This is a genomic window from Vibrio sp. CJQ_6 (genome assembly GCF_043106745.1).
Classification (GTDB): Bacteria; Pseudomonadota; Gammaproteobacteria; order Enterobacterales; family Vibrionaceae; genus Vibrio; species Vibrio furnissii.
In genome coordinates, this window is record NZ_JBICMV010000027.1 from 54,131 (window position 1) to 74,745 (window position 20,615).

Annotated in this window: 19 protein-coding genes; 14 read left to right on the top strand and 5 right to left on the bottom strand. The window is 53.2% G+C overall.

From position 1 onward, the window contains the following. Window positions 1-97: 97 nt before the first annotated feature. The 4 genes from ACF8PK_RS14575 to fhuB all read left to right on the top strand — a co-directional run bounded on the left by ACF8PK_RS14575 (window position 98) and on the right by fhuB (window position 5,976). On the top strand, window positions 98-2,194 hold the full coding sequence (locus ACF8PK_RS14575; protein WP_392441968.1) for a TonB-dependent siderophore receptor: 2,097 nt from the start codon (window positions 98-100) through the stop codon (window positions 2,192-2,194). A gap of 103 nt (window positions 2,195-2,297) precedes the next feature. Beyond that, window positions 2,298-3,083 carry an ABC transporter ATP-binding protein gene (locus ACF8PK_RS14580; protein WP_055466430.1) on the top strand — a complete coding sequence of 262 codons (786 nt, stop codon included), beginning with the start codon at window positions 2,298-2,300 and terminating at the stop codon, window positions 3,081-3,083. After that, window positions 3,074-4,003, top strand: coding sequence for an iron-siderophore ABC transporter substrate-binding protein (locus tag ACF8PK_RS14585; RefSeq protein ID WP_158107933.1), 930 nt, complete (start codon window positions 3,074-3,076; stop codon window positions 4,001-4,003). The genes ACF8PK_RS14580 and ACF8PK_RS14585 overlap by 10 nt, the downstream gene beginning before the upstream one ends. After that, on the top strand, window positions 4,000-5,976 hold the full coding sequence (fhuB, locus tag ACF8PK_RS14590) for a Fe(3+)-hydroxamate ABC transporter permease FhuB (RefSeq protein WP_392441972.1): 1,977 nt from the start codon (window positions 4,000-4,002) through the stop codon (window positions 5,974-5,976). The genes ACF8PK_RS14585 and fhuB overlap by 4 nt, the downstream gene beginning before the upstream one ends. Before the next feature lie 37 nt (window positions 5,977-6,013). Here fhuB and ACF8PK_RS14595 read toward each other — a convergent pair whose 3' ends face one another. Beyond that, window positions 6,014-6,502: a TIGR00645 family protein gene (locus tag ACF8PK_RS14595; protein ID WP_038152561.1), complete on the bottom strand. Its 489-nt coding sequence runs from the start codon at window positions 6,500-6,502 to the stop codon at window positions 6,014-6,016. A 207-nt stretch (window positions 6,503-6,709) separates the two neighbouring features. Then, on the bottom strand, window positions 6,710-7,576 hold the full coding sequence (locus ACF8PK_RS14600) for a YicC/YloC family endoribonuclease (protein ID WP_004728399.1): 867 nt from the start codon (window positions 7,574-7,576) through the stop codon (window positions 6,710-6,712). 215 nt (window positions 7,577-7,791) lie between these two features. Here ACF8PK_RS14600 and rph point away from each other — a divergent pair, with 215 nt between their 5' ends. Both rph and pyrE read left to right on the top strand, forming a co-directional pair. Beyond that, window positions 7,792-8,508 carry a ribonuclease PH gene (rph, locus tag ACF8PK_RS14605; protein ID WP_004728400.1) on the top strand — a complete coding sequence of 239 codons (717 nt, stop codon included), beginning with the start codon at window positions 7,792-7,794 and terminating at the stop codon, window positions 8,506-8,508. A gap of 179 nt (window positions 8,509-8,687) precedes the next feature. After that, window positions 8,688-9,329, top strand: a complete 642-nt coding sequence (gene pyrE / locus ACF8PK_RS14610) for an orotate phosphoribosyltransferase (RefSeq protein ID WP_004728401.1) — start codon at window positions 8,688-8,690, stop codon at window positions 9,327-9,329. A gap of 86 nt (window positions 9,330-9,415) precedes the next feature. Here the strand turns inward: pyrE and ACF8PK_RS14615 are convergent, their stop codons facing one another. The 3 genes from ACF8PK_RS14615 to coaBC form a co-directional block, all read right to left on the bottom strand. Beyond that, the gene (locus ACF8PK_RS14615; protein ID WP_392441977.1) at window positions 9,416-10,366 is read right to left on the bottom strand and encodes a Kdo(2)-lipid IV(A) acyltransferase; all 951 of its coding nucleotides are present in this window, start codon (window positions 10,364-10,366) and stop codon (window positions 9,416-9,418) included. A gap of 5 nt (window positions 10,367-10,371) precedes the next feature. Next, window positions 10,372-10,962, bottom strand: a complete 591-nt coding sequence (slmA, locus tag ACF8PK_RS14620; RefSeq protein WP_014204070.1) for a nucleoid occlusion factor SlmA — start codon at window positions 10,960-10,962, stop codon at window positions 10,372-10,374. Between the two features lie 120 nt (window positions 10,963-11,082). Beyond that, window positions 11,083-12,300 carry a bifunctional phosphopantothenoylcysteine decarboxylase/phosphopantothenate--cysteine ligase CoaBC gene (gene coaBC / locus ACF8PK_RS14625; RefSeq protein WP_392441981.1) on the bottom strand — a complete coding sequence of 406 codons (1,218 nt, stop codon included), beginning with the start codon at window positions 12,298-12,300 and terminating at the stop codon, window positions 11,083-11,085. A 196-nt stretch (window positions 12,301-12,496) separates the two neighbouring features. Between coaBC and ACF8PK_RS14630 the strand changes: the two genes are divergently transcribed. The 8 genes from ACF8PK_RS14630 to ACF8PK_RS14665 all read left to right on the top strand — a co-directional run bounded on the left by ACF8PK_RS14630 (window position 12,497) and on the right by ACF8PK_RS14665 (window position 20,558). Next, entirely contained in the window at window positions 12,497-14,176 is a 1,680-nt protein-coding gene (locus ACF8PK_RS14630; RefSeq protein WP_392441983.1) for a methyl-accepting chemotaxis protein, read from the top strand. 108 nt (window positions 14,177-14,284) lie between these two features. Further along, window positions 14,285-14,959 (top strand): DNA repair protein RadC, encoded by a 675-nt coding sequence (gene radC, locus ACF8PK_RS14635; protein ID WP_004728406.1) that lies wholly within the window; start codon window positions 14,285-14,287, stop codon window positions 14,957-14,959. Between the two features lie 402 nt (window positions 14,960-15,361). Next, complete coding sequence (gene rpmB, locus ACF8PK_RS14640; protein ID WP_004728407.1) at window positions 15,362-15,598, top strand: 50S ribosomal protein L28; 237 nt, start codon at window positions 15,362-15,364, stop codon at window positions 15,596-15,598. A gap of 13 nt (window positions 15,599-15,611) precedes the next feature. Then, window positions 15,612-15,779, top strand: coding sequence for a 50S ribosomal protein L33 (gene rpmG / locus ACF8PK_RS14645; RefSeq protein WP_004728408.1), 168 nt, complete (start codon window positions 15,612-15,614; stop codon window positions 15,777-15,779). A gap of 147 nt (window positions 15,780-15,926) precedes the next feature. Next, entirely contained in the window at window positions 15,927-16,406 is a 480-nt protein-coding gene (locus ACF8PK_RS14650; protein ID WP_004728409.1) for a hypothetical protein, read from the top strand. A gap of 34 nt (window positions 16,407-16,440) precedes the next feature. Continuing rightward, window positions 16,441-17,277 carry a bifunctional DNA-formamidopyrimidine glycosylase/DNA-(apurinic or apyrimidinic site) lyase gene (mutM, locus tag ACF8PK_RS14655; protein WP_004728410.1) on the top strand — a complete coding sequence of 279 codons (837 nt, stop codon included), beginning with the start codon at window positions 16,441-16,443 and terminating at the stop codon, window positions 17,275-17,277. Between the two features lie 39 nt (window positions 17,278-17,316). Then, window positions 17,317-18,321, top strand: coding sequence for an NAD-dependent epimerase (locus tag ACF8PK_RS14660; RefSeq protein ID WP_158166098.1), 1,005 nt, complete (start codon window positions 17,317-17,319; stop codon window positions 18,319-18,321). A gap of 233 nt (window positions 18,322-18,554) precedes the next feature. Beyond that, on the top strand, window positions 18,555-20,558 hold the full coding sequence (locus tag ACF8PK_RS14665) for an LTA synthase family protein (RefSeq protein WP_392441989.1): 2,004 nt from the start codon (window positions 18,555-18,557) through the stop codon (window positions 20,556-20,558). Window positions 20,559-20,615: the final 57 nt, after the last annotated feature.

Consider the following 20,615-nt stretch of genomic DNA (forward strand, 5'->3'; position numbering starts at 1 on the left):
ATACTTTTAATTGTGAGAATTGTAAGTAAAATGGCTGACTAATAGTAATGATAACTAAAATGATTCTCAAATATTTAAAGCAGAGGTAATTCCAATCATGGTTGATGTACGACCAAATCGACTGGCGCAGTCGATTCGCAACGCACTGCGTTTTAGCCTAGTGCCCTTGTCACTGTGCATGGCACACAGCGCACTGGCTGCCGACGAGCAACAGGCGTCCAACGAGGTTGAAACCATCGTGGTGACCGCATCGGCCTCGGCGTTGAAAGTGGATACGCCAATGGCGGAAACGGCGCAGAGCGTAGACATCATCGACCGTGAAAAGCTGGACATGCACAATGTGCAGAAGTTGGATGAAACCTTCCGCTATACGGCGGGCTACACGTCACCTTACGGGGCTGACAATGATGCTGAATGGATGTTTGTCCGTGGCTTTGAACCGAGCGTTTATCTCGATGGTAACCGTCTGTACAAAGAAGGATTCTTTGCTTGGACCGTAGAACCTTACGGGCTGGAGCGCGTGGAACTTGTGAAAGGTGCATCCTCGGTGTTGTACGGTGACTCGATGCCGGGTGGCCTGATCAACGCGGTTCAAAAGAAACCCACCGATGTACCACAGGGCAATGTGACGTTTTCTGCGGGCAACAAAGATTATCTGCAATTTGGTGTCGATGTATCGGGCTGGGCCAATGAAGATGGCAGTCAACGTTATCGCATGGTCGCCATGGTGGACCAAAAAGATGGCGAGCTTGATGGCACAGAACGCAAACGTGTGTATTTAGCCCCAAGCTACACCATTGATTTTTCGGATGCGACGACCTTGACCGTGTTGGCCAGTTATCTGAAAGATGATGGCGTGCCACAAAACGGCTTTTTCCCGCTAGTAGGCACGCGTTACGCGCTGCCAAATGGCGAGTATCTGGATCGTTCCACCAACTATGGTGAACCGAATGACGACGATTTCGATAAAACTCAGTTCTCGTTGGGTTATCAACTCAGTCATCAGTTGAATGACACATGGACGTTGAAACAAAACGCCAATTACGCGTATACCGATTTGTACCTGCGCAGTTCTTCGGCCTATTCGTTCAACAGTGCTGACCCATATACACTGACTCGCTACACCCTGATTAACGATGGCGATGTGAACAGCGTGACTTTCGATAACAACGCAACGGCGGAGTGGGAAACCGCGCAATTTGAAAACCGATTCCTAGCTGGGGTGGATGTTCAGCAGCACGTTAATCAGTTCAAGGGCAACGGTACGGGAAGCTATGTTGGCACTGTCAATGCGCTCAACCCCACATATGGCAATGTGCCGGATCTCAGCAGTGATTTGTACGACAACAAAATCACCAAAAAACAAGTCGGTGCTTATTCTCAATTCCACACCAAATGGCGTCAAAGTTGGCTCGCCAACGTGGGCGCCCGTTACGACTGGTTTGATGTCGAGAACAAAGGACAGAACAAAGACGCCATTGATGACGGTCAGTTTACGTGGAATTCCAGTCTGATGTATTTGGCATCCAATGGCATGTCTCCGTATATCAGCTACTCTGAGTCGTTTTACGTGATGAGCAGCCTCGATTACATCACCGATAAACTGTATAAACCGGTGGAAAGTGATCAGTATGAAGTGGGGATGAAATACACCCCAAGTTGGATGAACGGATATCTGAATCTAGCGTGGTTCAACTTAGAGCAGAAGAATGCGACCTCAACGGCAGTTAGCAGCAATGGCGCTTTGACCAGCAGCCAAACGGATAAAGTGGAAACGCAAGGCGTCGAAATCGAAGGCCAAATTCAAGCAACGGAACATTTGAAGCTGACAGCGAACTACACCTATTTGGATGCGCGTACAGGCGCAAACGATGTGCGTAAGTCCATGGTTCCTCACCATTTGGCCAGCGGTTGGGCACACTATAATCTGGCGGGTTTTGGCGTGGAAGGTCTGACGATTGGCAGTGGTGTGCGTTACACGGGCACCAGCGTCGACAACACCGTATCAGGCATGAAAGTGCCGGCCTACTTGGTATGGGATGCGATGGCCAGCTATGCAATCAATAAGCAGTGGAATCTGCAAGTGAACGTCAACAACCTGACGGATGATGATTCTGTTGCAGGTTGTGACTATGGTACGTGTTACTACACGGAATCGCGTCGTGTGTCTGCGACAGTCAACTATAACTGGTAATGACCGAATGCTCCCGCTTGCGTGCGGGAGCTGTCATCATTCACGACTCCCGCGCTCTGCGGGATTTGTCGTTTTTGTGGATCCCGAATAATGAGGGGGAGAGATGTATCATTTAGCTGATATTCAAATGATTCGAGGCGGTCGAACGATTCTGGCCATCGATGAGCTGAATATTCCCACCAACGAGCTGACGGTGGTGCTGGGCCACAATGGTTCCGGGAAGTCGACCTTGGTCAGTTTGTTATCCGGCCAGCAAGCGCCGGATACTGGGTCGGTGTTGCTGAATGATGCACCGCTGGCGTCGCTCAGCAGCAAGTCACTGGCCAAAGCGGTGGCGTTCTTGCCGCAAAAACTGCCAGCCAGTGCCGGTTTAACGGTGCGCGAATTGGTGCGTCTGGGCCGTTTCCCTTGGCGCGGTGCGCTGGGGTTTTGGCGCCAACAAGATGCCGAGATGATTCATGCGGCGATGGAGAAAACCGGTGTCAGCGCGTTCGCGGAGACGTTTGTGGATGAGCTGTCGGGCGGCGAACGCCAACGGGCGTGGGTGGCGATGCTGCTGGCGCAAGAATCCCCGATGTTGATTTTGGATGAACCGACCTCGGCACTCGATGTGCAGCATCAATACCAATTGATGGCGCTGCTCGCAGAACTCAATCAACAGCAGGGCTGTGGCATCATCGTGATTTTGCATGATCTCAACCTCGCGCTACGTTACGCCACCCACATCGTGGCGCTCAAGCAAGGACGCATTGCTTTTGACGGCCCAGCATCTGCACTGGCCGATGAGCAGCGTCTGTCTGATTTGTACCAAACGCCGATTACGCTGATCGACCACCCGCACGCGGTGGGCGATGCCTCGACTCATAAGGTTGCGATTGTATGTGCTTGAAACTTAACCTGAAAAAAACACTGATGCTGCTGGGCCTGTTGGTGAGCAGTGTGTCGTCGGCGCTGGCCGCAATTTCGGTCACCGATTCATTGGGCCAGCACACACTGGCGGCCGTGCCGCAGCGCGCAGCGGTGCTGGATTGGGATTTGATGGAGCAGGTGATTGAACTGGGCGTTGCACCGGTGGCGGTGACCGATGCGGAGTCGTACCGCGATTGGGTGGTGAAGCCTGCGATTCCAGCGAGTGCGGAAAACGTCGGCACCCGCGGGGAGCCGAATTTGGAACGAATTGCGGCTTTGCAACCGGACATCATTTTGATCACGGGCTCGCAGCGCGATCTCAAACCGCGCTTAGAGCAGATCGCGCCGGTGCTGCTTTACACCAACTTCAGTGCGCGAGATGCGCAAGCGGAAGTGGCGATCGCCCAGTTCCAACAACTGGCTCAAGTGTTTGGCAAACAAGCGGTTGCGGCGCAAAAACTGGCGTTCATGGAGCGCCGTTTTGCGGAGCTCAACGCGCAGTTGAAAGCGCATTTTGGTGCGACGCTGCCGCCGACCTTGGTGATGCGCTTTGCGGATACCAAATCGACCTTCATCTACACCCAAGATTCGATGGCTTATTACGTGGTGGAAAAACTCGGCCTGACGCCAGCGATGGTGGAAGCGCCGAAGCAGTGGGGCATTGTGCAAAAGCCGATTACCGATCTGCGCCACATTCGTGACGGTTACGTGCTCTATATCGAGCCGTTCAGTGACGAGAAAAAACTGAAAAATTCGGTGTTGTGGAAAGCGATGCCGTTTGTGCGTCAGCAACACGTGAATTCGGTGGCGTCGGTTTGGAGCTACGGTGGCGCGATGTCGCTGATGTACACCGCAGAAGCGATCACCGCCAGCTTGCTTGATATGGCGCCGGCCTCATGACCGTCAAGCACTTGATGGCGGTGGTTCTGGTGTTGGCGGCCGCGTCGCTGGCCAGCCTGCAATGGCATCAACCGCTGGCCTTGACCCATCAATGGCAGTTACTTGGTAGTCCGCAGCTTGCGGAGTCGTTTGATGAGTTTAACTTTGCTTACGCGCAGTTGCCTCGTTTGGTGATGACGCTGATTGTCGGCGCCATGCTGGGTTTGGTCGGCAGCTTGATGCAGCAACTGACACAGAACTCGCTCACCTCGCCGCTCACCATGGGGACTTCTTCTGGCGCCTGGTTGGCGCTCATTATCGTCAGTATCTGGTGGCCGGATGCAATCGCCGATTACAGTGCGATGGCTGCGATGACTGGCGCGTTGGTGGCGTTTGGCCTCATTTTGCTGATCGCGGGGATCGACAACATGACCGGGTTGCCGATGGTGATTTCCGGTATGGTGATCAACATTTTGCTGGGGGCGATTGCGGGCGCCATTATTTTGCTGCATCAAGATTACGCGCAAAACGTGTTCATGTGGGGCGCGGGCGATCTGGCGCAAAACGGCTGGGAGATGATTGAATGGCTGGTGCCACGGTTGTCGCCGTTGGTGGTGCTGTTGCTGCTGGCGCCGCGCGTACTGACGCTGCTGCGGTTGGGGCATCAAGGCGCGCAGGCGCGCGGCTTGTCAGTGATTCCGGCGTTCTTTTTGCTGATGACCCTTGGGATTTGGTTGGTGTCGGCTTCAATTACCGTGGTCGGCCTGATTGGTTTTATCGGCCTATTAACGCCCAATATTGTGCGTGCGCTGGGCGCGCGAACCCCCCGCATGGAGCTGCTGGCGAGTTTGGTGTTTGGCGCGCTGCTGCTGCTGTTGACCGACATGTTGGCGCAAGGGCTTACGGGGTGGCTCGGGCAAGTGGTGCCCAGTGGCGTGACCGCCGCCGCGATTGGCGCGCCGGCGCTGATTTGGTTTAGCCGCCGTCAGCTCAAAGCGCAAGATGGGATTGCCGTGGCATTGCCCGGGTCACGTCGGCGGGTGAGTCGCGGACTAACGGCGATGGTGACCGGCCTGCTGGTGGCGGGTGTGGCACTCTATTTCTGTTATCAACCGGACAGCGCGCACGCTTGGCTGGCACTGCCAAGTGATTATCAGTGGTCACTGCGTTGGCCGCGCGCGTTAACGGCGCTGTGCACTGGTATTGGCCTCGCGCTGGCGGGCACCATTTTGCAGCGCTTGATCTACAACCCGCTCGCCAGCCCCGATATTCTCGGCGTGTCGGCTGGGGCGACGTTTGCGCTGGTCTTTTCCAGCCTGTTTCTCGGCCAGTCATTGGTGTCGACGCAATGGGGCACCGCGTTGGCTGGGAGCATGGCGGTGCTGGCGGTGCTGATTCTACTTGGCCGCAAGCATCAGTTTGCGCCTTCGAGTGTGATTTTGACCGGGATCGCGATGACGGCGCTGCTGCAAGCATTCGTCCAGTTCTGTTTGGCGAAAGGCAATCAGGACAGTTACAAAATTCTGCAATGGTTGGCTGGTTCGACATACCGCGTGACCGCCGAGCAAGCGATGCTGCTGTTTGGGTTGGTGGTGGTGCTGTTTGTGCTGAGTTTGATGAGCAGCCGCGCGCTAACCCTGATCTCCATCAGCCGTTCATTTGCGACCGCGCGGGGGCTCAACAGTGGGTGGATGTCGCTTGGTTTGTTGGTGTTGGTCGCGATGCTGTGCGCGGTGGTGACGGCGACGATGGGGCCAGTGGCCTTCGTTGGTTTGATTGCGCCGCACTTGGCGCGCATGCTGGGAGCGCAGCAGGTCAAAGCGCAGTTGCTGCTCGGCAGTTTGATTGGCGCGACGACCATGCTGTGGTCGGATTGGCTGGGGCAGGTGCTGCTGTTTCCCAATCAGATTGCCGCCGGTACGCTGGTCGCGATTCTCGGCGCGCTGTATTTCCTCATCTTGTTGTTGGTCAGCCGAATGCGGCGCCAATCATAAAAAAAACGCCTTCTGTTGAAGGCGTTTTTTTTCATCATTATTTCTTGGTGATCTTATCCAGATAGCCCATGGCAAACGCCGATAACACAAACGTGACGTGCAGCAGCAGGTACCATTTAATCTTCTCATCCGCGATGTGTTCGGTGTTCATGAACACTTTCAACAGGTGAATCGACGAAATCGCCACAATCGAGGCGGAGACTTTGTTTTTCAGTGAACTGGTGTCGAGCTTACCCAGCCAGCCGAGTTTGTCGTCGTTCTCATCCACATCGATTTTTGAAACGAAGTTTTCGTAACCGGAGAACATCACCATCACGATCAGGCCGCCAACCAGTGAAATATCAATCAACGACAGCGCGACCAGAATGAGGTCGACCTCTTTGATCGAGAAGATGATGGGCAGCAGGTGAAACACCTCCTGAAAGAATTTGATGCCCAGCGCCAGCAGTACCAAGCTGAGGCCGAGATAAATAGGCGCCATTATCCAACGCGCTGAATACAAAAGTTTTTCCACGAAGTTTTCCATGTTGAAGTAGCCGATTTTTGTGATTTGATTTGGTGATGAGTCCACGGTGTGCACCAGGCTCACCGTGATGGCGCGATAGTACTCTGATTCGCGCGCTGTTGGCTATCCGTCAACCGCGCTTTTTTGGTGGCAGCGACGGAACATTCTGCGGCGCTCAAAAAACAAAAAGCCCTGCAATCGCAGGGCTTGGCATCGGCGAGATGACGATCATTCGATATTCTGGATCTGCTCGCGCATTTGCTCAATCAGCACTTTCAGTTCTACGCCAGAGGCGGTGATGTCGGTGCTGATTGATTTGGAGGCCAGTGTGTTGGACTCGCGGTTGAACTCTTGCATCATGAAATCGAGGCGGCGACCGACCGAGCCGCCTTTTTTCAGAATGTTGCGCGTTTCTTTGACGTGCGAATCGAGGCGATCCAACTCTTCCGCCACATCTGATTTCTGCGCCAGCAGAATCAGCTCTTGTTCGATGCGGCTTGGGTCAAGCTCGACTTTCGCTTCTTCAAATTTGCCGACCAGACGCTCACGTTGCCAGTCGATGATTTCCGGCATGCGCGCGCGCACTTTGACGACTTCGGCGCTGATGCCATCCAGACGCTGTTCGATCAGCGCTTTCATGTTTTCGCCTTCGCGGCCACGCGCTTCGATGAATTCGCTCACCGCTTCATCAAACCCTTCCAGCAGCGATTTGTTGATCGCGTCCATATCTTGTTCTGGGGTTTCCATCACGCCCGGCCACTGCATCACTTGGAATGGGTTGATGCGGCTCAGTTCACCGGTCATGTGCATGACTTGGCTGGCGGCTTTAATCACTTGTTCGGCCAGCGCTTCGTTGATGTTCAACTTGCTTTGCGCTGCAGGATTGGCATCAAAACGCAGGTGACATTCGACTTTACCGCGCGCCAGACGCTGGCGGAAACGTTCGCGCAATACGGGCTCCAGGCCACGGAACTGCTCCGGCAGGCGGAAATAGGTTTCCAGGTAGCGTTGGTTAACCGAGCGAATTTCCCACACGGCACTGCCCCAATCGCCTTTGACTTCTTTGCGTGCATACGCCGTCATGCTGTAGATCATCGATGTGTCCTTGGTTTTGAATTTTTTAAATGAACTGGCGCTAATACTAGCATAGAAAACCCCCACGGTGGCGAGAGACGCGTCGCCAACTTCGCTGATCCAACCGATGCAAACCTAGGATTGAGGTTTGAATTCCGCTATAATTCTGCCCCAATCAAATCCGCCCTTGCGATGGCGGTTCATCCAACGGTTCACCCAACATAGGTAAAGCCCTTATGCGTCCAAATAACCGCGCTGCGGATCAGGTTCGTCCGATTCAAATTACTCGTCACTACACGGCTTACGCAGAAGGTTCTGTGCTGGTGGAATTCGGCAATACCAAAGTGCTGTGTAACGCAACGGTAGAAGAAGGCGTGCCACGCTGGCTGAAAGGTCAGGGTAAAGGCTGGGTGACTGCAGAATACGGCATGCTGCCACGCGCCACCCATTCGCGCACACGTCGTGAAGCGGCGAACGGCAAACAAGGCGGTCGTACCATGGAAATTCAACGTCTGATCGCGCGCAGCCTGCGTGCCGTGGTCGACTTAGAAGCGATGGGTGAGCTGATGATCACTGTGGACTGTGACGTGATTCAAGCTGACGGCGGCACACGCACCGCATCGATTTCTGGCGCTAGTGTGGCGATGGCCGATGCGTTCGACAAACTGGTGGCCGACGGCAAACTGAAGAAGAACCCGATGAAAGGCCATGTGGCTGCGGTTTCCGTGGGCATTCTGGGCCAAGACGTGTTGTGCGATTTGGAATATGTGGAAGATTCTGCGGCAGACACCGACATGAACGTGGTGATGACCGAAGAAGGCAAGATGATCGAAATTCAGGGCACGGCCGAAGGTGAACCGTTCAGTCACGAACAGTTGCTTGATTTGTTGGCGGTGGCCAAGAAAGGCATTGCAGACATCGTCTCGGCGCAGAAGGCGTCGTTAGAGAATTGATGATTAGCTCCCGAGAGGGGGCTATTTTTTTGTCTAAATTTTTTTGCCGCGCAGGCGGCAGTAAGAAACTTTGGGCGCTTACGGCGTTACTTACGGAGCTAAGTGCCCACTGCGGTGTTTGACGAGGTGCAAACCCGACCCCTGTTTACCCTGAACCTTGGATATATAGAGAGAAAGTGATGAAAGCATACCAGCGTGAATTTATTGAGTTTGCCCTAGAAAAGGAAGTACTGAAATTTGGTGAGTTTACTTTGAAGTCAGGCCGTAAAAGCCCATATTTCTTTAACGCTGGTCTATTCAACACTGGTCGTGATTTAGCGCGCCTCGGTCGTTTTTACGCGGCGGCATTGGTGGATTCAGCGATTGAGTTTGATGTGCTGTTTGGCCCGGCCTACAAAGGGATCCCGATTGCGACCACCACCGCGGTCGCACTGGCTGATCACCACGATGTGGATACGCCCTACTGTTTTAACCGCAAAGAAGCCAAAGATCACGGCGAAGGTGGCAATTTGGTGGGCAGCGCACTGGAAGGCCGCATCATGCTGGTGGACGATGTGATCACCGCGGGTACGGCGATTCGTGAGTCGATGGAAATCATTCAGAACAACGGCGCGGATTTGGCCGGTGTACTGGTGGCGATTGACCGTCAGGAAAAAGGCAAAGGCGAATTATCGGCGATTCAGGAAGTTGAGCGTGACTTTGGCTGCGCGGTGATTTCGATTGTCAGCCTGACCGACCTCATCACCTATCTGGAAGAGCAAGGTGGTAACCGCGAACACCTTGATGCGGTGAAAGCGTACCGCGCGCAATACGGTATCTGATACCGACCTCCTTACAGGGGAAATGGACGGACAACAAAAAGCCCACCGATGGGTGGGCTTTTTAGTTCAAGCTGGCGTTGCCGGCATTATTGGTAACGAATGCCTTTCGGCACGTTCGGATCCTGCATGGTTTTAAAGCGTTTGTGCAGCCACATCCATTGGGTTGGCGCGCGCATGATGACCATTTCTACATACTTGTTCATGTAGGCTGCGGCGGCAACTTCATCTTTTTGTGGGTAGTTGTCTCCCACGGCGATGTCGGCCAGTAGTTCATACTTGCCCTCGTCGTTACGAAAGCCTGAACCCATCACGATGGCGCAATGACTGGTGTACGCCAGAATACTGGTGCCGGTGGTGGTACACGCATCTTGCACTGCAAAAAACGGTACGAATACCGATTTGTTACGCCCGTAATCGTGGTCTGGCAAATAGAACAGCAGCTCGCCTTGGCGCATCACGCGAATCATTTTCTTCACGTCTTTACGGTCAATCAGGACGTTGCCGTTATGCGTGCGGCCCCAATATTGGATGAAGTTGTAGGCGGGGTTGTTGTGCGGGCGAAACGCGCCATAACCCGGCAGGCCCAGCACGGCAAACGCACGTGCGGTAATTTCCAGGTTGAGGGCATGCACGCAGCACAGCAGCACGCCTTGGCCGTTGGCTTTGTATTCGCGCAACACCGCCAAGTCTTTCTCAACAATACGACGTTTGAACCGCCAAGTGGGCCAAAACCAGGTGATGCCGGTTTCAATCAGCGCCAGACCGGTGTTTTTGAAGTTCTCGACCACCATCTGCTCGACTTCATCACTGCCTTTGTCAGGAAAAGCCAGTTCAAAGTTACGCTTGGCCACGTGCACGCGTTTTTTACCCAAACGCATGCCCAGCAAGCCCAAGCTTTGGCCGAGCTTCAGCAGCACGGAATAAGGCAATAGGTTTACGATTAGCGCGAGGGTGCCGAACCCTAACCACACGCCCCAGTTTTTAGGGTGCAGCAGGGACAGGGTGAATTGAGGTTTGCCGTATTTGTCTTGACTCATGGGGTTCACTTAATCTGAGCACTCAGCAGCGACCAGTATTCGTCGAAGTTGGCCGTGGGCAGGTATTTGAAATCAGAACGCACGAAGCGGTTCAGACTGCCTTCGACCTGACCGAGTAACTGGGCGGCCAGAATGTTTTCGTCAACAGGGAATGATTTGCCTTCACGAATTTTACGTTCACGCAGAATCTGACGCAATGACGTCTCGATGCGTTCGAACAGTTGATTGATGCGCTCACGCAGACGTTCATTTTCAAACATCAGAGCATGGCCGGACAAAATTCTTGTCAGACCGGGGTTACGTTCTGAAAACGCCAACAGTAATTGCATCACCAAGCGAATGCGGTTCAACGTGTCTTTTTCTTCATCCAGAATACGGTTGATGCGCGACATCAACGACTCTTCGATGAACTCGATCAGCCCTTCGAACATGCGTGCTTTGCTTGGAAAATGGCGATACAACGCGGCTTCTGAGACGCCAACCTGCTTCGCCAATTTGGCGGTGGTGATGCGCGAAGCACCTTCATGCGATTCCAGCATTTGTGCTAAGGCTTGAAGAATTTCTTCACGTCGATTGCTTTTCTTACTGACGGCCATAACCGTGTTTCCTTTTTATACCACTGCTTGGTTAGAAATGAGTGGGCGAAACGGTCACTGTTTCGCGCCCCACCTCATTTCAGAGCGTTTCGATAACGGGATGTAAGTAGGCGTTGTCGCCTACAGTTTGTCATTGATCAACAGCATCAGCGCATGTGCCAATTCGGCTTTGGAGGCCAATGGCAGGGATTGCTCGCTGGGCGCATCTGGCGCACTTAGACGCCAATACACGGTCAGCGCGTTGTCGTTGCTGTTGAAACCCTGGCCGGCGACGGAGACGTCGTTGGCACAGATCATATCGAGGTTTTTCTTCTCCAATTTGCCGCGTGCGTATTTTTCCACATCCTGTGTTTCGGCGGCAAAACCGACGGTAAAGGGTCGGTTGTCGGTCATCGCGGCGACCGAGGCGACGATGTCCGGGTTTTTGACCATGGTGACGCAGAGCGTGTCACTGTCGTCGGTTTTTTTGATTTTTTGCTGTGCCATGCTTTGTGGGCGGTAATCTGCCACCGCAGCGCAGCCAATAAATACGTCATGTTCGCCTGCGTGCGCCATCACCGCTTGGTGCATTTCAAGGGCACTGTCGACATTGATACGCGACACGTTGGCTGGCGTTGTTAAATTCACTGGGCCACTGACCAGCGTCACGTGTGCTCCCAGTTTCGCTGCCGCATCGGCAATCGCAAAGCCCATTTTTCCGGAACTGTGATTGGTGATGTAACGCACCGGATCGAGCGCTTCACGGGTCGGGCCCGCGGTCAGCAGGACGCGTTTACCCGCCAGCGGCTTTGGGCCGAAAAATTCCTCACAGCGATGCACCAGATCCATCGGCTCGAGCATGCGCCCCGGGCCGATATCGCCACACGCTTGTTCACCGGCGGCCGGTCCCCAAATGTGCATGCCGCGACGCGCCAGCGTGGCAATGTTTTCTTGCGTGGCGAGATTGCGGTACATCTGTTGATTCATCGCCGGAGAGACGACCACGGGCGAGTCGGTGGCCAGCACGAGTGTGGTGAGCAAATCATTGCCCATGCCAGCAGCCATACGCGCAATGAGATCGGCGGTGGCGGGTGCCAGTAGAACCAAGTCGGCCCATTTCGCGAGTTCGATATGACCCATCGACGCTTCCGCGGCTGGGTCGAGCAGGCTATCAGAGACTGGGCGACCGGAGACGGCTTGCATCGTCAACGGCGTGATAAATTCTTTGGCCGCTTTGGTCATTACGACCTGAACGGTGGCGCCGCGCTCAATCAGGCGACGGGTTAATTCTGCACATTTGTACGCAGCGATACCGCCGCTGATACCAAGCAGAATCTTTTTTCCTGCCAATGTTTGCATGCTGGATTCCTCAAAAATTCTGCGCGCTATGTTAGCACAACTCCAGAGAGATGTTGGAGCTGTGTCAAATCTCACGGCGCAACGGGGATAAATCGTCCGGTGAGCTCAGCAAATTTCAGCGCTTCTCACAGATATTATTTCCGGATTATGCAACATACTGTGTGATAAAAACCAATAATAGAACACAAGGACCTTTATGATTGCCTCCCTGAGAAGCCGAACGAAACTTTTACTGCTGACGGTCATTCCGCTGGTGATTATTACTGCCATGGTGACGGTGGTGTATTACTGGAATGGGATGAAATCCCTCGATCAAGAACTGACTCAATACCGCGCGCAGCTGGTTGATAGCCGCAAAGCGGAACTCAAAGCTTATCTGATGATGGGCGTTACCGCAGTGAAGTCGTTATACGAGACGGATCAGGGCGGTAACAACAAAGCGCAAGCGAAAGAAATTCTGAAAGCCATGCGCTTTGACAGCGATGGCTACTTCTTTGCTTACGACTCTCAAGGCATCAACACACTGCATGCCATCAACCCGTCGCTGGAAGGCAAAAACCTCTACGGCATGAAAGATGAAAATGGCGTGCCGGTCATTGCCGGATTGATTCAGGCGTCCAAATCAGGTGATGGCTTCCTTTATTTCTCGTGGCACAAACCGACGATCAATGCACAAGCGCCAAAACTAGGTTATGCCGAGTATCTCGCCAAGTGGGATTGGGTGCTGGGCACCGGCATTTACATTGATGACATCGACACACAAGTGGCACAGTTCAAAGCGCAGCGCGAAGCGCAGCTGTATGAACAAACCCTGTCGGCGGTTGGTCTTTCCGTCGTGGGCTTGGTGCTGACGATCATCGTGGTGAGTGTGCTGGTGTCGCGCGGTGTGGCGCCATTGCACCACGTGGTGGACTCACTCAAAGCGGTCGCGGCCGGTGGCGGCGATCTCACGGCGCGTTTAAAAGTGGAGAGCCGCGATGAAGTGGGCGAAGTGGCGCAGGCGTTTAATGCCTTTATGGACAAACTGCATCCGCTGATTGTGGATCTGCGAGCGTCAGCGCAGGACGTGCAATCGGCGGCGGTGGATCTCGATGGCCAAACCACGCAATCGAGCCAGCAGATGAACAGCCACTGCATGGAAACCGATAAAGTGGTGGCCGCGGTGACTGAAATGAGCGCCACGGCCCGTGAAGTGGCCAACAACACCAATGCCACTGCACAAGCGATTGATTCGGCTAACCATCAGATCTTGGATGCGCAAAAAGAAGTGAACTTGGCGATTGAAGGCATTGGCGATCTGGTGAATGAAGTGAACCTGACCTCGGATGCGATTCAGGAGCTGAGCCAAAAAACGGAACAGATCACCAAAGTGCTCAATGTGATTGGGGATATTGCCGAGCAAACCAACCTTTTGGCGCTCAACGCGGCGATTGAAGCGGCGCGTGCGGGTGAACAAGGACGCGGGTTTGCTGTGGTGGCCGATGAAGTGCGCTCGCTGGCCAGCCGCACGCAAAACAGCACGCAGGAAATTGGTGAGATGTTGCAGTCGCTGCATCAAGGGGTGAGTAAAGCGGTCAGCAGCATGGCGCTGAGTCAAGATCGCGGCGAGAAAACGGCGCTGGAATCGGTGCAGATCAAAGAGCGCTTGTCTGGTATTTCGGAAGCGGTGAGCGTGATTCATGACATGGGGATTCAGACCGCATCGGCTGCCGAGCAGCAAAGCGCGGTGTCGGAAGACATCAACCAAAATCTGGTCGCAATTCAGCAGATTGTGAATGAGCTTAGCGATAACCTGCAGCGCTCCGAATCGATCAGCACCCGTTTGGCGCAATCGGGCCAGCAAATGGGGAACTTGGTCGGTCACTTTAAGCTTTAACACACAGCGGCGTTGCACTTTTCCACGATGCCGCTCTCAAGATCCCTCAGGCCACTTGCAGCCTGAGGGATAAATCGGCTTGAGTATGGCAAATTACAGGAGCCATGCATGAGCCTCAAATCCTTTCCCAACGAATCCATGCCGCGTGAAAAGCTGTTGTCGCGTGGCCCACAGGCGTTATCCGACGCCGAATTACTCGCGATTTTTCTGCGCACGGGTACGCCGGGCATGAATGTGCTCGCGCTCTCGGATTTTTTATTGCGTGAGTTTGGATCGCTGCGCGCGCTGTTTTCGGCCCCCAAGGATCAGTTTTGTGCTCACAAAGGGCTCGGCGAAGCCAAATTTGTGCAGTTGCAGGCGGTGCTGGAGATGACTCAGCGCTATCTGGCAGAAACACTCAAGCGTGGCGAGGCACTCACCAGCCCGCAGCAAACCAAGTTGTATTTGTCGAGTGTGCTGCGCGATCGCCAGCGTGAAGCGTTTTACATTCTGTTTCTTGATAACCAGCATCGCGTGATTCGCGATGAAGTGTTGTTTGAAGGCACGATTGATGCGGCGAGCGTGTATCCACGTGAAGTGGTCAAACGTGCGCTGCACCATAACGCTGCGGCGCTGATACTGGCGCACAACCATCCTTCGGGAGTCGCCGAGCCCAGCACGTCTGATCGCAGGATCACGCGCCGCCTCACCGATGCTTTAGCGCTGGTGGACATTCGCGTGTTGGATCACTTCGTGGTGGGGGACGGTGAAGTGGTCTCTTTTGCTGAACGCGGGTGGATTTAACGCGCGACAAAAAATATTTTTTGGCTGTCGAAAGTTTAAACTATTGAGCAAATACAAGGGTGTAGGGAGAAAACTTGACTTTTTCGTGGAACAATTCCGACAGGCCTTATCCGCAATTCACCTGAATGCACAAAAAATGCTTAGCTTTCTGTGGTTTTCTGGTATGATTCGCACACATTTTTTAACCCCAATTCAGCTCAACACAAAAAAAGATCAGGTAATCCTGTAAAAAGGATCTGTTCGGGTCTTGAGCAATGCGTGTCAAGTTAGTATAATGCGCGACCTTTGATAGCCTTGTATGGATTTTCCATAACGGTTTTTAACCTCAACTTCTTATGTAGAAAGAGAGAGGTTCGGCCACCAAGGTTGATATCGAGCTGAAACGATTTGGAGAAGACATTCATGTCCCGAGTATGCCAAGTAACTGGTAAGCGTCCAGTAACGGGTAACAACCGTTCACACGCACGAAATGCTACTAAGCGTCGTTTTCTGCCGAACCTACAAACTCATCGTTTCTGGGTAGAGAGCGAAAAACGTTTTGTTAAACTACGTCTAACTGCTAAAGGCATGCGTATCATTGATAAGAAAGGCATCGATGCTGTTCTTGTTGATATCCGTGCACGTGGCGAAAACGTTTAAGAGGAATTAAACAATGGCTAAAGGCATTCGTGAGAAAATCCGTCTAGTATCTTCTGCTGGTACTGGTCACTTCTACACAACTGACAAGAACAAACGCAACATGCCAGGCAAATTTGAGATCAAGAAATTTGATCCAGTTGTACGCCAGCACGTTGTATACAAAGAAGCAAAAATCAAGTAATTGATTGCGGTCTTTGGAATGATAAAAACCCAGCCTTTTGGCTGGGTTTTTTCTTTTCTGCTGCTGGTGTTCTGCCAGCCGTTTTCTAGGATCTCGTGTCGTCCTCTGCTACTCTAGCGGTATCGTAATCAATGAAGGATAGCGATTATGCGTGTCGCGCCTCATCGCCGCCGCCGATGGAATAACATCCTGATTCTGGCGGTGATCGTGTTCATCGGTGTGCTGAATCTACCTGCGTTCATCAAATCGTATTTGATGGAACCGGAGGTCAGTGCGAACCCCACCTTACTTAATCCCCACGCGTCATTGCAGGCAATGCACTTTACTCATGTGTCGCTTGAGCTCAATCAAGGCCGCTGGCGAGCCACGCCGCCGACTACGGTGGCCCCCGAAGAGCTGGTGAAGCGTTGGCAAGCGCTGGTCGGCACTGAAGTGGATGAAGAGACCTATCAATCGCTGCAACCGAATTTGCGCAGCCCACAAACGATCGAAGTGTGGTATCGCGATCAAGAAGAGCCGCAAAGGATCACCTATTACCGCACACCGCAATTCTGGCTGTTTAAGAACTGGCAGGAGAAGTGGATTGCTATTTCCGTCGACAACGCTTACCTGCTGCCGTCCTCCTAGCGACGGCCTGATCAAAAGAGGTTTAACAAACAACATGCCTGAACTCCCGGAAGTTGAAGTCAGTCGTATGGGCATCTCACCGCATCTGGTGGGAGAAACCGTGCGTTCCCTGACGTTCCGCACGCCAAAACTGCGGTGGGATATTCCCGCTGAACTGAAGCAGATGGAAGGGCAAGTGATCACTGCTATTTCTCGCCGCGCCAAATACCTAATGATTGAAACGTCGGTGGGCAGCGCCATTGTCCACTTGGGCATGTCGGGGTCGCTGCGCGTGCTCGACGGTGATTTCCCGCCCGCCAAACACGATCACGTGGATCTGACGCTGACCAACGGCAAAGTGCTGCGTTATAACGATCCGCGTCGTTTCGGGGCTTGGTTGTGGTGTCCGGCTGGTGAACATCACGAAGTGCTAGGTCATATGGGGCCCGAGCCGCTCACCGACGAATTTAATGCAGCGTATCTGCTGCATAAAGCGCGCAAGAAACGGGTCGCGGTGAAGTCGTTTATTATGGACAACAAAATCGTTGTCGGTGTGGGCAACATCTACGCCAATGAATCGCTGTTCAGTGCGCACATTCACCCTTTGCGACCTGCCCATTCGCTGAGCGAAGCTGAGTGGACGTCTTTGGTGGCGGACATCAAAGCGGTGTTGACGACTGCTATTGCGCAAGGCGGTACCACGCTGAAAGATTTTGCCCAAGCGGATGGCAAACCGGGTTATTTTGCTCAGGAGTTGCAGGTGTACGGTAAAAAGGGCCAACCTTGTCCACGGTGTGGTGAACCGATCGCGGAGCTGAAAATTGGTCAGCGCAACTCGTTTTTTTGCCTGCAATGCCAACCCGTTGTGCCGGAAAGTCCCGCTAAATTGTGATATAACGCGTGGAGCTTTCGTTCTGAAGAGAGAATGGTGATGAAATATTTAGTAACTGGTGCCGCGGGCTTTATTGGATCAGCAGTCATTGAGCGTCTGTGTGCCGAAGGGCACGATGTCGTTGGCATTGATAACCTGAACGACTACTACGATGTGGCGTTGAAAGATGCACGTTTAGAACGTGCCGCGCATGAGCGTTTCTCATTTATCGAAATGGACATCGCGGATCGCGAAGCGATTGCCGACCTATTTGCCGTTGAGCAGTTTGACAAAGTCATCCACCTCGCGGCGCAGGCGGGTGTGCGTTATTCAATTGATAACCCCATGTCGTATGCCGACAGCAATCTGGTTGGCCACCTGACCATTCTGGAAGGTTGCCGTCACCACAAAATCAAACACTTGGTCTATGCATCGTCAAGCTCGGTGTACGGTCTGAACCGCAAAACGCCGTTCAACACGTCCGATAGCGTGGATCACCCGGTGTCACTCTACGCGGCGACCAAAAAGTCCAATGAGCTGATGGCACATACTTATTCGCACCTCTACGGCGTGCCAACCACTGGGCTGCGTTTCTTTACCGTGTACGGCCCGTGGGGACGTCCGGACATGGCATTGTTTAAGTTCACCAAAGCGATCCTCAAGGGTGAAGCGATCGATGTGTACAACAACGGCGATATGATGCGCGATTTCACCTACATTGATGACATCGTGGAAGGCATTCTGCGCATTAAAGATGTGGTGCCGGAGCCAAATGCCGAATGGAGCGTGGAAGCGGGATCGCCAGCAACCAGTTCCGCGCCTTACCGTGTGTATAACATTGGCCATGGCAGCCCGGTCAAATTGATGGATTACATCAAAGCGCTGGAATCGGCGTTGGGGATTGAAGCGAAGAAAAACATGCTGCCGATGCAGCCGGGTGACGTGTACGTCACGTATGCTGACACGCAAGACCTATTCAACGCAACGCAGTACAAACCTCAGATGGGGGTTGAACAAGGCGTGGCGAATTTTGTGAAATGGTACAAAGAATTCTATTCTGCATAGCGATACCTTCCACACTCTTTACAGCCGGGGCTAGCGCCCCGAGCTGTAAACGATAATCTCCCGTTTTGCCGGGAACTCAGACGAGCATCCATCAAATCTGGCAATGCGCTGGAACATTTTGGGACATTGAGACTCCAACATCGGTATCATTCTTGCTAATGATTTACTGAGTCAATTCCGAACGCGACAATTTGCCGTCGTTCATTGTATTTTTCTGCCTGTTGTTCAAGAAAATGAAGTATCAACCACACCTACGCCAGCTCTGCCTGTTTCTCCTTCAGTGTTTTGCCTTCTCCTTTTGTATCTTACTGATTGCTCGAGTGGTCTTTTTTCTCCACATTCGTGATGTGTTACCGACGCATGCGGTCGATGATGATATTTGGCGCGCATTTTGGGTGGGGGGGCGCTTTGATGCCAAAGTGACGGCCATTGCCTATGCGCCGCTGCTGCTCAGTGGGCTGATTGCCGCGGCGTTTCATGCGGCCTATCGCCGTTGGCTCAAGTTCGCACTCGGGTATCACAGCGTGATTGCCGCTTTGTATGTGGTGGGCTGCATCGGGAATTATTACTACTACCTGACGTACGGCAGCCATGTGGACCTGTTCGTGTTCGGTTTGTGGGAAGATGATACCGACGCGGTGCTGATCAATATGTGGCAGGATTATCCTATCATGCGTGGTGCATTCTTGGCAGTGGCGACTGCTGGGTTGGGCTATGTGTCGTCTCGTTGGTTCCTGCGTTCATCGCTGGGGCAATTGAACCCCCGGATGTATTGGCATTGGGGCGTGACGTCGCTGGTGGTTTTGATGACGATCATCGTCACGTTCGCGGTCGCTCGTGGTTCGCTCGACAGCCATCCGCTCAAGCGCTATCACGCCAGTGTGTCGCAATACAAACCGCTCAATATGATCACGCCGAACGTATTTATGGCGCTCGATTGGGCGACGACCGATTACAAAGAGCAGCGCCATTTCGAGCCGGTCTCACAACGTGCGTTGACGGCGCAGATGGAAAAGATGCTCGGTCAGCCAACGCCAAACTATCATGTACCGACCAACCCATTTCTTGCCGACCATCCACCGCATGTTGTGGTCGCGATGATGGAAAGCATGGGCATGAATATTTTGGTGGAAGATGATCCGCAGACAAACGATCTGCTGGGCAGCCTGCGCCCGTACTGGGAGAAGGGTTTCTTATTTGAGCGTTTTATGGCGGGCACGTCGGCGACCATCGACAGCATCGTCATGACGCTGTTCCACAGCCCGGTGGCGACGATCAGCCACTCGTCAATTCAAAACATTGCTTTGCCAAGTTCGGCCATTTTGCCGTACAAACGCGCTGGTTATGAGGTCGTGTTCTTGTATGGCGGCAATGGCATGTGGCGAAATCTGGCCAATTATTTGCCCGTGCAAGGGTTTGATCGCGTGTACGATGAGAACGACATCATCGAAGCATTTCCTGATGCGGCTCGATATTCTGGTACGTGGGGTGTGCCGGATGGGTACATGTTCCGCTTTGCCAATAAAATCCTTGAAGAGGCTCAGAAGCCGACGTTGGTTTTCATTATGACGGTGACCAACCATTCGCCGTACAAAGTGCCGAATTACTACCAACCCAAACCGACGGCCATGAGTGAACGTTTAGCGACGTTGATCGGCTACCAAGGGGCGCAGGCGAAAGTGTTACTCAACACATTCCAGTATGCATCGGATGCGTTGGGCCAGTTTATCGGCCGAGTCAAAGCCTCAGACAAGTTGAAGGACAACACGGTGATTGCGGTCACGGGCGACCACCGCATGCGCTACAGCAGCACCGATGAGCCGACCGAATACGGCCTGTCGTTTGCTGTGCCACTGTTTCTTGATGTGCCGCAGCCGATTTTGGATCACACGCCATTTACCTATGATCCGCAGCGCATTGGTTCACATCGCGACCTGTTTCCGACCTTGTATCATTTCAGTTTGTCAAATCAGGACTACATCAGTTTAGGTGGCGAAAACCTCTTGGCTCAAGGTGGGGTGAGTAACATCGGTTTTAATGCCGTGCGCACCATCAGTGAACAAGGTGCATTCAGCAATAGCGGCTCGGGGCTGTTTTATGCGTGGGACGAACACAATCCACTGTTGAATCAAGCCCGACCGGAGAAGAACCCCCCGCAAGAGACGGACTGGGGTAAAGAGTACTCGTTGCTGCAAGATTATTACTTGCGTTCACAAGTGCTACCGATGACGCCATAAACTGGCGCAAGGCATCAAGAAAAAGGGCTGCTCAGTGAGCAGCCCTTTTTTGAGGTG

Excerpts from the sequence above, each read along its gene's own strand:
- ACF8PK_RS14575 (WP_392441968.1), top strand. The coding sequence starts at position 98 with ATGGTTGATGTACGACCAAATCGACTGGCGCAGTCGATTCGCAACGCA.
- ACF8PK_RS14580 (WP_055466430.1), top strand. The coding sequence starts at position 2,298 with ATGTATCATTTAGCTGATATTCAAATGATTCGAGGCGGTCGAACGATT.
- ACF8PK_RS14585 (WP_158107933.1), top strand. The coding sequence starts at position 3,074 with ATGTGCTTGAAACTTAACCTGAAAAAAACACTGATGCTGCTGGGCCTG.
- fhuB (WP_392441972.1), top strand. The coding sequence starts at position 4,000 with ATGACCGTCAAGCACTTGATGGCGGTGGTTCTGGTGTTGGCGGCCGCG.
- ACF8PK_RS14595 (WP_038152561.1), bottom strand. The coding sequence starts at position 6,502 with ATGGAAAACTTCGTGGAAAAACTTTTGTATTCAGCGCGTTGGATAATG.
- ACF8PK_RS14600 (WP_004728399.1), bottom strand. The coding sequence starts at position 7,576 with ATGATCTACAGCATGACGGCGTATGCACGCAAAGAAGTCAAAGGCGAT.
- rph (WP_004728400.1), top strand. The coding sequence starts at position 7,792 with ATGCGTCCAAATAACCGCGCTGCGGATCAGGTTCGTCCGATTCAAATT.
- pyrE (WP_004728401.1), top strand. The coding sequence starts at position 8,688 with ATGAAAGCATACCAGCGTGAATTTATTGAGTTTGCCCTAGAAAAGGAA.
- ACF8PK_RS14615 (WP_392441977.1), bottom strand. The coding sequence starts at position 10,366 with ATGAGTCAAGACAAATACGGCAAACCTCAATTCACCCTGTCCCTGCTG.
- slmA (WP_014204070.1), bottom strand. The coding sequence starts at position 10,962 with ATGGCCGTCAGTAAGAAAAGCAATCGACGTGAAGAAATTCTTCAAGCC.
- coaBC (WP_392441981.1), bottom strand. The coding sequence starts at position 12,300 with ATGCAAACATTGGCAGGAAAAAAGATTCTGCTTGGTATCAGCGGCGGT.
- ACF8PK_RS14630 (WP_392441983.1), top strand. The coding sequence starts at position 12,497 with ATGATTGCCTCCCTGAGAAGCCGAACGAAACTTTTACTGCTGACGGTC.
- radC (WP_004728406.1), top strand. The coding sequence starts at position 14,285 with ATGAGCCTCAAATCCTTTCCCAACGAATCCATGCCGCGTGAAAAGCTG.
- rpmB (WP_004728407.1), top strand. The coding sequence starts at position 15,362 with ATGTCCCGAGTATGCCAAGTAACTGGTAAGCGTCCAGTAACGGGTAAC.
- rpmG (WP_004728408.1), top strand. The coding sequence starts at position 15,612 with ATGGCTAAAGGCATTCGTGAGAAAATCCGTCTAGTATCTTCTGCTGGT.
- ACF8PK_RS14650 (WP_004728409.1), top strand. The coding sequence starts at position 15,927 with ATGCGTGTCGCGCCTCATCGCCGCCGCCGATGGAATAACATCCTGATT.
- mutM (WP_004728410.1), top strand. The coding sequence starts at position 16,441 with ATGCCTGAACTCCCGGAAGTTGAAGTCAGTCGTATGGGCATCTCACCG.
- ACF8PK_RS14660 (WP_158166098.1), top strand. The coding sequence starts at position 17,317 with ATGAAATATTTAGTAACTGGTGCCGCGGGCTTTATTGGATCAGCAGTC.
- ACF8PK_RS14665 (WP_392441989.1), top strand. The coding sequence starts at position 18,555 with ATGAAGTATCAACCACACCTACGCCAGCTCTGCCTGTTTCTCCTTCAG.